Consider the following 13,413-nt stretch of genomic DNA (forward strand, 5'->3'; position numbering starts at 1 on the left):
AATTCTGGCATCAAGGCCGGCCGGCTCTGACGCTACAGCAATGCGCCGGCGGCCGCCATAATGGCGTGACATGGCCGTCAAGCCGGTCCGAAGGGTAACAAAACCCGTCTCCAGAATCCGCGCATCCGTTTGGTTCGAATATCTCCATGACCGCAGAAATATCCGCCGGCGCCACCGATCGCGCCGATGTGCCAGCCAGAGCCCTGCTCCTGCTGCCGCTGACGGTCGCCTGCGGCGTGTTCATGACCAGTCTCGACCAGAATGTCGTGGTGACGGCGCTGCCCGGCATCAGCGAAAGCCTTGGCCGTCCACCGAGCCAGCTTGGCCTGCTGATCACGGTCTACGTCGCCAGCCTGATCATCTCGATGCCGCTCGGCGGTTGGGCTGCCGACCGCTTCGGCCTGCGCAACGTCTACTGCTTTGCGCTGCTGGTATTCGCCGCCTCGTCGGCGCTGTGCGGCCTGTCCGACAACATCTGGACGCTGGTCGGCGCCCGCGCGCTGCAGGGCTTCGGCGGCGCGCTGATGGGCACGCTCGGTCAGGTCGTCATCCTGTCGACCTTCCCTAGAAGCCGGACGCTGAAGATCAACATGTATATCTCGCTGGCCGGCCAGTCCGGCCCGCTCGTCGGTCCGCTCGTCGGCGGCGCGCTGACCACTTACATTTCCTGGCGCTGGATCTTCTTCATCAACGTGCCCTTCGCGCTGGCCGCGGCTGTCCTTGCCGCCTCGCTGTTTCCGACGGTGACCAAACCCGTGCGCGCACCGTTCGATTTCCCGGGCTTCCTGCTGGTCGGCAGCGGCATGGTCCTGCTTGTCTTCGGCATGGATTCGCTGGCGGCGAAAGATGCGGCCGCCGGCGTGATCGCGGCCGAGCTTGCCCTGGCGCTGGTCATCCTGACGGTCGCCTCGTTCTATTGCCTGCGCGTGCGCAATCCCCTGCTCGACCTCAAGCTCCTGCGCATCCGCACCTTCCGCATCTCCTTCCTCACCGGCGGCGGTCTGGACACGATCGGCCTCAGCTCCGTCGTCTTCCTGCTGCCGCTGATGTTCCAGCTCGGCTTCGGCATGAGCGCCGTGCAGGCGGGATCGCTGACCTTCGTCGCCGCGGTCGGGTCGGTGGTCATGCGTGTCTTCATGCCTCGCCTGCTCAACCGCTTCGGTTTCCGCCGCGTGCTGGTTTTCAACACGCCCGTCGTCGCGGCCATGGTTGCGGGCTTTGCCCTGATGCAGGCGACGACACCGGTGTGGATCGTGCTTGCCTACATCTTCATCTTCGGCGTCTTCCGTTCCGCGCAATGGGCGTCCACCGGCAACCTTGCCTATTCCGATATCGCGCCCGAGCAGCTCGCCCGCTTCAGCGCGCTCTACTACATATTGTGGCAGCTGGCGGTGGCAATCAGCGTCGGCCTCGCCGCCGCGGCACTATCGTTTCTGGCCGGCGGCGGTCCAGCCGTCGCCAATGACTTCCGGATACTGTTCGTGATCGAGGGTGTCATCACGCTGTGCGCGCTATCAGCCTATCTCAAGCTGACGCCGCAGGATGGCGCCCATGTCAGCGGCCATGGCGCCCAGATGAACACGGAATAGCGGATGTCGCAGCGCAGCAGCGGCCTACTCGCTGAACGTCACCCATTCCTCCAGCGGCACGCGGTCGGTTCGGAAGGCGTTTTCGGGCTTCGACGTATCTTCATAACCGAGCGCCATGCCGCAGACGACGATCTCCTCGTCGGGAATGCCGAGCACCGGCCTGATCTGCCGGTGATAGGGCGCGAACGCCGCCTGCGGACAGGTGTGCAAGCCCCTGCCCCGCGCGGCAACCATGATGTTCTGCAGGAACATGCCGTAGTCGATCCAGGAACCCTGGTTAAGCCGGCGGTCGATGGTGAAGATCATGCCGACCGGCGCGTCGAAGAAGACGAAGTTGCGGTCGTGCTGGGCACGCATCTTGTCGACCTCGCGGCGACCGATGCCGAGCGCGCCGTAGAGCCCGAAACCGTTGGCGCGGCGGCGGGTCAGGTAGGGTTCGAAGAACTGCGTGGGATAATAGCGATATTCGTCCCAATCGGCCTTTTCAGCACGGATGCCGGAATTCAGGATGGCATCCGATATCCGCTGCTTGGTGTCACCCTTGGTGACATAGACCCGCCATGGCTGCATATTGGTGCCGGAAGGGGCGCGTGCCGCGACCGCCAGTATGTCGCGGATCGTGTTGTCGTCGACCATGTCGGGCAGAAAAGCGCGCACCGACCGGCGCGATACGATCGCGTCGTCGACGATCTCGGCATCAACCGTGATTCGAGCCTTCTTTCCAAGCATGGGCCGTCCTTACCCTGTGTCCCGATCGGACGTCCCCACTCGCCGCTCGCGGCCGAGCCTTTGCATGAACCGCCAAAATCGCGCAAGCAAATCTTGTGCACCCGTGAAAATCCGCTTGATTTTTTCACCGCTCCGGCATCTCATGAAATTTGATGGGATTTTTTCACGAGAGCGCGATTTGCCTCCAACTACAGCGAAAGCATTGCAGGGAAATTACGAGCGATTGCTGGCCAGCGACATCAGGGCGCTGCGCAAGGCGCGAGGGTTGACGCTCGCCGAGATCGCCCTGAAACTCGGCCGGTCGGTCGGCTGGGTCAGCCAGGTCGAACGCGGCCTGTCGACACCGTCGCTCAGTGATCTCCGGGCTTTCGGCGAACTGTTCGGCGTGCCGGTCAGCCTGTTCTTCGGCCACGACGTGCCTGTCGAAAGCGAGCGCGGCGCGGTCGTGCGGGCCGGCAGCCGCCGCACCCTTGGCACAAGCGAATCCGGCCTCATGGAGGAGCTTCTGTCGCCCGATCTCGGCGGTAGCTTCGAGATGCTGCGTTCCGTCTTCGCGCCGGGCGCTGAGCTCAAGAGCGAGGCGCGCCGGCCAACCGAAGAGGCTGGATATGTCGTGTCGGGGACGTTCGACATCGAAATATCGGGGACATGGCACCGGCTCGGCGAAGGCGATTCCTTTCGCTTCGAGGGCAAGCCTTTCCGCTGGCGCAATCCGGGATTGGAGCCGGCGGTCGTCATCTGGGTGGTTTCGCCGCCAGTTTATTGAATGAAATTGGACCAAGGGTTGGAGAAGAACATGGCCGGTTTGCCGAGCACGGCACGCGTGGTGATCATCGGAGGCGGTGTCGTCGGCGCCTCCTCTCTGTACCATCTCGCCAAGGCGGGCTGGACCGACTGCGTTCTCCTGGAAAAGAATGAACTCACCTCCGGCTCGACCTGGCATGCCGCCGGTAACGTGCCGACCTTCTCCTCGTCCTGGTCGCTGATGAACATGCAGCGCTATTCGACCGAGCTCTATCGCGGGCTGGCCGAGGCCGTCGACTATCCCATGAACTACCATGTCACCGGCTCCCTGCGGCTTGCCCACACGCAAGAGCGCATGCAGGAGTTCCAGCGCGCCAAGGGCATGGGCCGCTACCAGGGCATGGACATCGATATCGTCGGCACGGACGAGATCAAGCGCCGCTATCCCTTCATCGAGACGCATGAGCTGGAAGGCGCCCTCTACGACCCGAGCGACGGCGACATAGACCCGGCGCAGCTGACCCAGGCGCTGGCCAAGGGCGCGCGCGACATGGGTGCCCGGATCATACGCTTCTGCCCGGTGACAGGCGTGCGCCGCGAAAGGGACGAATGGGTGGTCGTGACGCCGCAAGGCGAGATCCGCTGCGAGATCGTCGTCAACGCCGCCGGCTACCGTGCCGCCGAAGTCGGAAAAATGTTCGGCCGCGAGGTGCCGATGATGGTGATGAGCCATCAGTACATATTGTTCGAGGAGATCCCCGAACTCGCCGCATGGTCGAAGGAACAGGGCAGGAAGCTGCCGCTGCTGCGCGACGTCGACACTTCCTACTATCTGCGCCAGGAAAAGAACGGCATGAATCTCGGCCCCTATGAGCGCAATTGCCGCGCGCATTGGGCGGGTCACAACGATCCGATGCCGGAGGATTTTTCCTTCCAGCTTTTCCCCGACGATCTCGACCGGCTGGAACATTATCTGGCCGACGCCGTCGCCCGCGTGCCGATCCTGGGCACCGCCGGCCTGTCCAAGGTCATCAACGGCCCGATCCCCTATGCGCCGGACGGCAATCCGCTGATCGGGCCGATGCCGGGCGTCCCCAATGCGTTCGAGGCCTGCGTCTTCACCTTCGGCATCGCGCAAGGCGGCGGTGCAGGCAAGGTGTTGGCCGAATGGGTCACGCAAGGCCAGACCGAATGGGACATGTGGTCTTGCGACCCGCGCCGCTTCACGTCCTTCGCTTCGGCTCCGGATTACTGCGTTGCCAAAGGCATGGAGATCTACGGCAACGAATACGCCATCCAGTTTCCGCGCCATGCCTGGCCGGCGGGACGCGACAGGAAATTGTCGCCGATCCATGATCGCATGAAGGCGTTCGGCGCGCGCTTCGACGCCTATAATGGCTGGGAGCGCGCCACCTGGTATGCGCAGGATGGCGACGACGTCTCGGAGGAAGCAACGCTCACCTTCCGTCGCGACGGGCCGTGGCAGCACCGCGTGCGCGAGGAATGCCTGGCCGTCCGCGACGCCGCCGGCATCCTCGACCTGCCGGGTTTTTCGCGCTTCAACCTCGAAGGTCCGGGCGCCGCCGAATGGCTTAGCCGGCAAGTGACCGGCCTCGTGCCGAAGCCCGGCCGCATCGGTCTCGTCTATTTCTCCGACGACAAGGGCCGCATCGTCACCGAAATGTCGGTGGTGCGCCACGGCGAGGAATCCATGACGCTGATCACCGCGGCGGTGGCGCAATGGCATGATTTCGAATGGCTGAAATCGCACATGCCCGTGGATGCGACTTTCAAGCTGATCGACCGGACCGAGGAATTCTCCACCCAAATCCTGGCCGGACCCAAGTCGCGGGAAATCCTCGCCGCCGTCTGTGAGGCCGACCTGACCTTGCCGTGGCTCACGCATCAGGAAACCAAGATCGCCGGGCGCTGGGCGAAGCTGGTCCGCGTCTCCTTCGCCGGCGAACTCGGCTGGGAAATCCACACCAGGGTCGACGACACCGCCGCCGTTTTCGACACCATCTGCGCGGCGGGGCAGCCGCACGGCCTGAAACCATTCGGCATGTATGCGCTGGATTCGCTGCGGCTCGAGAAGGGCTACCGCACCTGGAAGGGCGACCTTTCGACCGACTATTCGATCCTGCAAGGCGGGCTCGAGCGGTTCGTCAAATGGGACAAGCCCGAGTTCCGCGGCAAGGCAGCGCTGCAGAACGAGAAACAGCAGGGCGTCAGGAAGCGCTTCGTCACGCTGGTGGTGGAAAACCCCGGCGATTGCGACGCGCCCTACATGTCGACGCTGTGGCATGAAGGCCAGATCGTCGGCGAGACGACGTCGGGCGGCTGGGGTCATCGCGTCGGCAAGTCGATCGCGCTCGGCATGCTGCGTGCCGATCTGGCGGAGCCCGGCACCGCCGTGGAGATCGAGATCTTCGGCGACCGTTTCAAGGCGGTCGTGCAGAACGATGAGCCCTTGTGGGATCCGAAGAACGAAAGGTTGAGAGCCTGATGCCAAAACCATCATCGCGCATTTCAGGCATCGTGCCGTCGGGCAAGGATGGCTGGGAAGTCCACTTCGCCGCATGGGCCCGTAAGGAGGCCGGCGAGGACATCATCATGCTGTCGGTCGGCGATCACGATTTCGATACCCCTTCCGAAACAATCGAGGCTTGCGTGACCGCGGTTCGCGGCAGCAATCACCACTATACCCCGTTGCCCGGCCTGCCGCGCCTGCGCAAGGCGATGGCGGCGGCTTCGGTCGCCTGCACGGGCGTCGGGACGACGCCGGACCAGGTCATCGCCACGCCGGGCGGCCAGGCGGCGCTCTACGCCGCGGTTCAGGCCGTGCTCGATCCGGGCGAACACGCCATCGTGGTCGCGCCGTACTACGCGACCTACCCCAACACCTTCAGCGCCGCGGGCGCGACCTTCACGGTTGTCGAGACGCCGGCCGAGGACGGTTTCCAGCCCCGCGCCGACATGATCCGCGCGGCACTTCGGCCGAATACGCGCGCCATCCTGATCAACACGCCGAACAACCCGACCGGAGCCGTCTATTCGCGCGAACGGCTGGAACAGCTGGCCGAGGTCTGCCGCGAGCACGATTTGTGGCTGCTGTCAGACGAAGTCTATTGGACGCTCGGCGGTGGCGAGCACATCTCGCCGCGTTCCCTGCCCGGCATGGCTGAGCGCACGCTGGTCATCAATTCCATGTCCAAGAGCCATGGCATGACCGGTTGGCGCATGGGCTGGCTGACCGGCCCGAGCGAGATGATCTCGCTGCTGACCAACCTCAATCTGGTGACGACCTACGGCCTGCCGGCCTTCATCTCGATCGCCTGCACCGAGGCGCTGGAGAAGGGTTATGGCGTGAAGGAAATCGCCGAACGCTATGCGGCGCGACGCGCCGTCCTGCTCGACGCCGTGCGCGGCATGAACAATGTCGGCGTGCGCGGCTCCGAAGGCGGCATGTATGTCATGCTCGACATATCGGCCGTCGAATCCGAGGACGAGAAATTCGCCTTCGCCTTCCTCGACAAGGAGAAGGTCGGCGTCATGCCCGGCTCCAGTTTCGGCGAGGCCGCGGCCGGCCATATCCGCGTCAGCCTGTGCCAGCCGGAACCCGTCTTGCGGGAAGCAGCGCTCCGGCTGCGCCGCTTTGTCTCCAGCTACCGCCGCGAGGCCGCATGAATATCCCTTCCCCCAGAACCATTCCCGCCAAGGCAAGAGCCGTCATCATCGGCGGCGGCGTTTCCGGCTGCTCGGTCGCCTATCACCTGGCCAAGCTCGGCTGGACCGACATCGTCCTTCTGGAGCGCAAGCAGCTGACCTCGGGCACGACATGGCATGCCGCCGGCCTGATCGGCCAGTTGCGCGGCTCGCAGAACATGACGCGGCTGGCGAAATATTCGGCCGACCTCTACGTCAAGCTGGAAGCCGAGACCGAGGTCGGCACCGGCATGCGCCAAGTCGGCTCGATCACCGTCGCGCTGACCGAGGAGCGCAAGCACGAGATCTACCGTCAGGCGTCACTCGCCCGCGCCTTCGATGTCGACGTGCGCGAGATTTCGCCCAGGGAAGTCAAGGAGATGTACCCGCATCTCAACGTGTCCGACGTCGTCGGCGCCGTGCATCTGCCGCTTGATGGCCAGTGCGACCCCGCCAACATCGCCATGGCGCTGGCGAAGGGCGCGCGCCAACGCGGCGCCACCATCGTTGAAAATGTGAAGGTCACCAAGGTCCACACCAAGGCAGGCCGCGTCACCGGCGTGTCCTGGGCGCAGGGTGAAGAGCAAGGCACGATCGAGACCGACATCGTCGTCAACTGCGCCGGCATGTGGGCGCGCGAACTGGGCGCCCAGAACGGCGTCACCATCCCGCTGCACGCCTGCGAGCATTTTTACCTCGTTACCGAGCCGATCCCAGGGCTGAGCCGCCTGCCGGTGCTGCGCGTGCCCGACGAGTGCGCCTATTACAAGGAAGATGCCGGCAAGATGATGCTCGGCGCCTTCGAGCCAGTGGCCAAGCCGTGGGGCATGGATGGCATCCGTGAGGATTTCTGCTTCGACCAGTTGCCCGAGGACATGGACCATTTCGAGCCCATCCTCGAAATGGGCGTCAACCGCATGCCGATGCTGGCCACCGCCGGCATCCATACTTTCTTCAACGGCCCCGAAAGTTTTACGCCCGACGACCGATACTATCTCGGCGAGGCGCCGGAACTGCGTGGCTACTGGATGGCGACCGGCTACAATTCGATCGGCATCGTCTCGTCAGGCGGCGCCGGCATGGCGCTGGCACAGTGGATCAACGACGGCGAGGCACCGTTCGACCTGTGGGAAGTCGACATCCGCCGCGCCCAGCCTTTCCAGAAGAACCGCCGTTACCTCAAGGAGCGCGTCTCCGAAACGCTCGGCCTGCTCTATGCCGACCATTTCCCCTATCGCCAGATGGCGACATCGCGCGGCGTGCGCCGTTCACCCCTGCATGAGCATCTGAAGGCGCGCGGCGCCGTGTTCGGCGAGGTCGCCGGCTGGGAGCGCGCCAACTGGTTCGCGCGCGAGGGACAGGAGCGCGAGTACCGCTATTCCTGGAAGCGGCAGAACTGGTTCGACAACCAGCGCGAGGAGCACCTCGCCGTCCGCAACAAGGTCGGCCTGTTCGACATGACCTCGTTCGGCAAGATCCGCGTCGAGGGCCGCGACGCCTGCGCGTTCCTGCAAAAACTCTGCGCCAATGACATGGACGTGGCGCCGGGCAAGATCGTCTACACGCAGATGCTCAACCGGCGCGGCGGCATCGAGAGCGATCTCACGGTGTCGCGCCTGTCGGACACCGCCTATTTCCTCGTCGTGCCCGGCGCCGCGCTGCAGCGCGACCTCGCCTGGCTGCGCAAGCACCTGACAGATGAGTTCGTCGTCATCACCGATGTAACCGCTGCCGAAAGCGTACTCTGCCTGATGGGCCCGGATGCGCGAAAACTGATCCAGAAGGTCAGCCCCAACGACTTCTCCAACGAGAACAACCCATTCGGCACGTTCCAGGAGATCGAGATCGGCATGGGCCTCGCCCGCGCCCACCGTGTCACCTATGTCGGCGAACTCGGCTGGGAGCTCTATGTCTCGACCGACCAGGCGGCCCACGTCTTTGAAGCCATCGAAGCGGCCGGCGCCGATGTCGGCCTCAAGCTGTGCGGGCTGCATACGCTCGATTCCTGCCGCATCGAAAAGGCTTTCCGCCATTTCGGTCACGACATCACCGACGAAGACAATGTGCTGGAAGCCGGCCTCGGCTTCGCGGTGAAGACGGCCAAGGGCGATTTCATCGGCCGCGACGCGGTGTTGAAGAAGAAGGAAGCCGGATTGAGCCGCCGGCTGGTCCAGTTCCGGCTGAAGGACCCGCAACCGCTGCTCTTCCACAACGAGGCGATCCTGCGCGACGGCAAGATCGTCGGTCCGATCACCTCAGGCAATTACGGCCACCATCTCGGCGGCGCGATCGGGCTGGGCTATGTGCCCTGCCAGGGCGAGACCGAGGCGGATGTGCTGGCCTCGTCCTATGAGATCGAGATCGCCGGCGAGCGGTTTGCGGCGGAGGCATCGCTGAAGCCGATGTATGATCCAAAGGCGGAACGGGTGAAGATGTAGCGCGGTTTTCCCTTCTCCCACAAGGGGAGAAGGGCAGTTCGCCCCCTCAAAACCGCTCCAGCTTCGCCCGCACCTTCGCCAGAAACGCGGCCCTCGTCTTCGGCGTCGAGGCGTCCATCAGATAGTGCGCCAGGAAGAAGGTCCGGCAGCGCGTGGCGCACAGCGCGCGCATGCCGCGCAGCAAGGTTTTGCGCCCGGGCTGGCCGACGACGACGCTCCACCATGTCGGCGCGCCGCAGGTGGTGATGACGCCGACCTTGGTCACATGCCGCATCAGCGACTTGATCCGCCCCTTGCCGGCCGGCAGCTTGAAGGCGACGTCCGTCGCCCACACCCGGTCGAGCCAACCCTTCAGCATCGCCGGCAGCCCGTACCACCAGGTCGGATAGACGAAGAGGATTGCCTCGGCCCAGTTGAGCAGCTCGAAATGCGGCTTCAGCGCAAGGTCCTGCGGCGCCTGGTTGTTGTAGAAACGCCGTTCCTCGCAGCTCATCACCGGATCGAACTTCTCGGCATAGAGGTCGAGCAGCCGCACCTCCCAGCCCTTTCGCGTCAGCACCTCCACGGCGGTGTCGCGGATAGCGGCGCAAAAACTCTCCGGCACCGGATGGCAATAAACCACCAGCGCGCGCATCAGAATCTGTCCATGCTGGCCGTGACCTTGGCCAAGAACGCCTTGCGCGTCTCGTCGCTCGAAATGTTCATCGAATAATGCGCCAGATAGGAAACCGAAGCGCCCGGCTTGACCGTGGCGCGCAGCACGCGCTGGACCAGTTTGCGCGGCGGGTCCCCCATCAGCATGGCGCGGAACCGGCTGCCGCCATAGGTGGTGACCGCCGCGATCTTCCCGATGTTGTGCAGCGACGGCTGCGCCTTGCCGTCGACCAGCTTGAACGACACGCCGGGCAGGAAGACGCGGTCGAAGAACCCTTTCAGAATTGCCGGAAAGCCGTAATTCCAGACCGGATAGGAAAGCACCAGCGCATCGGCACGCAACAGGCGTTCGACATACGGCGCCGCAGGGTCGGCGGAGCCGCGCGGATTGTGATAGTCTAGCCGTTCCTGGCGAGAGAGCCGCGGGTCGAAATCCTCGGCATAGAGGTCGCAGTCGTCAATCGCATGACCGGCAGCCGTCAGTCGCTCGACGATCGTCCGGTGCAGGCCGGCATTGAAGCTGGTTTCGACCGGATGGGCGTGGAGGACGAGGATGTTCATGGCGAGGCATTGCCTGGGTCAGCGCGAGGCACCCCCCTCTGCCTTGCCGGGCATCTCCCCCGCAAGGGGGGAGATCGGACTATCTCCTTGCTTTCGCCAATTGTCAGCGCGGCAGGTTGGCGGCAGCGCTTAAGCTGCCGATCTCCCCCCATGCGGGGGGTGAGGAGTGGTCCGCGCAGCGGACGGGAAGCCAATTTCTTGGCTTTCCGAGCGACGAACGCCCGAAGCGACAGCGAAGGGCCCGGGCCGGCAGGCCAGAGGGGGGTGTTCAAGCGCGAACCTCTCCTCATCCCGTCCTCTGCAGCCCCTTGAACAGAAAAGTTCGTCCCGAACGGTAGTCATAATCCGGGTTTTCCCAGGCGATCATCTTGCCGGGATTGAGCAGTCCTTGCGGATCGGTCTCGCGCTTGAAGGCGAGTTGCACCGCATCGGTCTGCTTCATGCCGCCCTCTTCCAGCGTGTAACGATGCGGGTTGAAGATCGGGCAGCCATTCTCCTCATGCAAGCGGATGATCTCGTCGAGCCGCGCCTCGGTGGTGAACTTGACCAGCGGCAGGCCGAAGCAGGTGATGTTGCCATCCAGCCGCACGAACTCCAGATGCGAGAATACTTCGCCTGGAAACATCGCGTCCATTTTCTCGACCAGCGCCAGCTGGTTGGGAAAGGGATAGAGCGACTGCAGATAGGTGATGTCGGGGTCGATTCGCAGCGCCCTGAGCGTCGTGTGATTCCAGGCCAGCTCATAGGCCGGCGGCAGGCCCTTTTTCTCCTCTGGCGTCGCCGTCGCGGCATTGAAGACCACCTCGCCTCCAGCCCGCCGCGTGAAAGCGAGAAAGGCGTCCAGCCCATGCCGCGCCACCATGACGACGCAGATGCTCTGCCCATCCTTCAGGAATTTCTGGTGCCGTTTGAAATAGAGCTGCGGCACCGGTGCCGCGATCGGCGTGATCAGCTTGGTCAGGATGCCGTCCTGGCAGGCCAGCGCGTTGCCGTAGCGCGCCGCATTCATGAAGGCGTCGAAGCCGACAATGATGTCGATCCACTCATAGGCCGCGGTCAGCGGCATCTCGACTTCCATGATGATACCGTTGGTGCCGTAGGCGTGGGTCACCTTGTGCAGATCCTCGCCGGTGAGTTCGAGCTCCCTCGGCTCGGCCTCCATGGTTACCACGCGCAGGCGCAGCACATTGCCGAAATCACGCAAGCCGCCGAAATTGATCGAACCGACGCCGCCCGAACCGCCGGCGATGAAGCCGCCGATCGAGGCGGTGTTGTAGGTGGAGGGTGAGAGCCGCAGTTCCTGGCCGGAATGCGCCCGCGTTGCCTTGTCGATGTCGGCCAGCACAGCGCCCGGCCCGGTCACCACACGCCCCGGCGCGATCGACTTGATCTCGTTCATCTCGGCGAGATTGAGCACGACGCCGCCCGAGAGCGGCATCGCCTGGCCGTAATTGCCTGTGCCGCTGCCGCGCGGCGTCACTGGCACGCCATGCCGGTGGCAGGCGGCGAGCACGCGGATCAGCTCGGCCTCGTTCTTGGGCGTCACGACAAGATCGCCGGTGACGTGATCGAGCTGCTGCTTCAGCACCGGGCTGTACCAGTAGAAATCGCGGCTTTTCTGCTGGACGATGGCCGGATTGTCGTCGAGTTTTATCCCGTCGAGATCGCGTTTCAGCGCGGCGATATCCATCAGTCCACCATCAGCTCGTCGAGTTCGGCATAGTCGGGCAGTTGCCGGTCGATCGCCCGCCCGGCGCGCACCACGATGCGATCCGATTCGGGCCGCGACAGCAATTCCGTCCAGCTGCGGCCCTTGAAGACGATGAAATCGGCATCGGCGCCGGCGGCAAGCGTGCCGAAACCATCGAGCCGCATCACGTGAGCCGGCGTTGCCGTGACGGCCTGCGGCCAATCGGCGACCGGATGATCGAAATGCAGGATGCGCGTCGCCATGCGGTAGACCTCCAGCATGTCGAGATCGCCATAGGCATAGAACGGATCGCGGGTATTGTCGGAGGCGACCGCGATCGGAATGCCCCTCGCCTTCATCTCGTGCAGCAGCGTTACCCCGCGCCAGCGCGGCGTGGTTTGATCGCGCCGCCGGTCCTGCAGATAGAGATTGCACATCGGCAGCGAGACGATCGCCAGCCCGGCTTTCGCCACCTTGTCCAGCGTGTCCAGCACCTCGAGGTCCGGCTGGCGCGCCAGCGAACAGCAGTGGCCGACGAGGATCTTGCCCTCGAAGCCGCTCCACAGCGACGCCTCGGCGATCTTCTTCAGCGAGATCGCCGCGACGTCGTCGGTCTCGTCGGCATGGAAATCGAGATCGAGGCCATGCTTGACGGCTTGGGAGAAGACATGGTCGAGCAGTTCTTCCAGATCCGGCACCATGTAGGTGACGACGCCAAGCACGCCCTTGGCGGCGGCCACCCTTTTGGCCAGCCTGTCGAACCAATTCTTGTCGCGCACGCCCTCGACGCCAATCAGGCAGGCGCCCTGCAACTCGATGCGGCCGCGCCACCTCTCGCGCATCGTCTCGAACACCGGCCAGGAGATTTCCTCCTGCGGCGGGACACTGTCCAGATGCGTGCGCAGTGCTTTGGTGCCATGCGCGTAGGCGCAGCGCAGCGAGAAATCCATGCGCCGCGCCACGTCCTCGGCACTCCAGCGGTCAGTGCGGTCGGCACCTGTGGCATTCAGCGCGCCGATGAAAGTGCCGTCAGGATTGGGTTTTCGCGGCCAAATATGGCCCTTGTCGATATGGGTGTGGCAATCGATGAAGCACGGCAGCAGAATCCGCCCGCCGAGGTCGATCGCATCGGCAGGTGCGTTCGATCTGCCAGGAACAGCAATGCTGGAAATCTTGCCGTCGCCCACCGCGATGTCGGCAAGTGCGAAACCGTCGCCGTCGAAGGGCGCGGCAAGGCCAGGCGTGACGGACCGATGAACGCGTGCGTTGGCGAGCCGGTATGAACCTGTGTTCGGAATCAAGG

Annotated in this window: 10 protein-coding genes; 5 read left to right on the forward strand and 5 right to left on the reverse strand. The window is 64.2% G+C overall.

Annotated elements, in window-relative coordinates:
- Positions 1–146: 146 nt before the first annotated feature.
- Entirely contained in the window at positions 147–1,589 is a 1,443-nt protein-coding gene (locus FJ979_RS01445) for an MFS transporter (RefSeq protein ID WP_140579832.1), read from the forward strand.
- A gap of 24 nt (positions 1,590–1,613) precedes the next feature.
- On the opposite strand, the gene FJ979_RS01450 is transcribed toward FJ979_RS01445, so the two are convergent.
- Positions 1,614–2,318, reverse strand: a complete 705-nt coding sequence (locus FJ979_RS01450; RefSeq protein WP_140516370.1) for a nitroreductase — start codon at positions 2,316–2,318, stop codon at positions 1,614–1,616.
- A gap of 223 nt (positions 2,319–2,541) precedes the next feature.
- Here FJ979_RS01450 and FJ979_RS01455 point away from each other — a divergent pair, with 223 nt between their 5' ends.
- From FJ979_RS01455 to FJ979_RS01470, 4 genes are read left to right on the forward strand one after another with little or no spacing between them, the layout of a single operon-like run.
- Positions 2,542–3,084 carry an XRE family transcriptional regulator gene (locus FJ979_RS01455; protein WP_181168529.1) on the forward strand — a complete coding sequence of 181 codons (543 nt, stop codon included), beginning with the start codon at positions 2,542–2,544 and terminating at the stop codon, positions 3,082–3,084.
- A 30-nt stretch (positions 3,085–3,114) separates the two neighbouring features.
- On the forward strand, positions 3,115–5,568 hold the full coding sequence (locus tag FJ979_RS01460) for an FAD-dependent oxidoreductase (protein WP_140579833.1): 2,454 nt from the start codon (positions 3,115–3,117) through the stop codon (positions 5,566–5,568).
- Positions 5,568–6,749, forward strand: coding sequence for a pyridoxal phosphate-dependent aminotransferase (locus tag FJ979_RS01465; protein ID WP_140579834.1), 1,182 nt, complete (start codon positions 5,568–5,570; stop codon positions 6,747–6,749). Before FJ979_RS01460 ends, FJ979_RS01465 begins: the two co-directional genes overlap by 1 nt.
- Positions 6,746–9,205, forward strand: a complete 2,460-nt coding sequence (locus FJ979_RS01470; protein ID WP_140579835.1) for an FAD-dependent oxidoreductase — start codon at positions 6,746–6,748, stop codon at positions 9,203–9,205. The genes FJ979_RS01465 and FJ979_RS01470 overlap by 4 nt, the downstream gene beginning before the upstream one ends.
- 46 nt (positions 9,206–9,251) lie before the next feature.
- On the opposite strand, the gene FJ979_RS01475 is transcribed toward FJ979_RS01470, so the two are convergent.
- From FJ979_RS01475 to FJ979_RS01490, 4 genes are all read right to left on the reverse strand, one after another.
- Positions 9,252–9,839 (reverse strand): NAD(P)H-dependent oxidoreductase, encoded by a 588-nt coding sequence (locus FJ979_RS01475; protein ID WP_140521127.1) that lies wholly within the window; start codon positions 9,837–9,839, stop codon positions 9,252–9,254.
- A complete protein-coding gene (locus FJ979_RS01480) occupies positions 9,839–10,420 on the reverse strand; it encodes an NAD(P)H-dependent oxidoreductase (RefSeq protein ID WP_140579836.1) in 582 nt (193 codons plus the stop codon). The genes FJ979_RS01475 and FJ979_RS01480 overlap by 1 nt, the downstream gene beginning before the upstream one ends.
- A gap of 286 nt (positions 10,421–10,706) precedes the next feature.
- Positions 10,707–12,110 (reverse strand): FAD-binding oxidoreductase, encoded by a 1,404-nt coding sequence (locus FJ979_RS01485; RefSeq protein ID WP_140579837.1) that lies wholly within the window; start codon positions 12,108–12,110, stop codon positions 10,707–10,709.
- Positions 12,110–13,411, reverse strand: coding sequence for a cytosine deaminase (locus FJ979_RS01490; RefSeq protein ID WP_140564175.1), 1,302 nt, complete (start codon positions 13,409–13,411; stop codon positions 12,110–12,112). Before FJ979_RS01490 ends, FJ979_RS01485 begins: the two co-directional genes overlap by 1 nt.
- Positions 13,412–13,413: the final 2 nt, after the last annotated feature.

Origin of the sequence: Mesorhizobium sp. B1-1-6 (assembly GCF_006443035.1) — a bacterium.
Classification (GTDB): Bacteria; Pseudomonadota; Alphaproteobacteria; order Rhizobiales; family Rhizobiaceae; genus Mesorhizobium.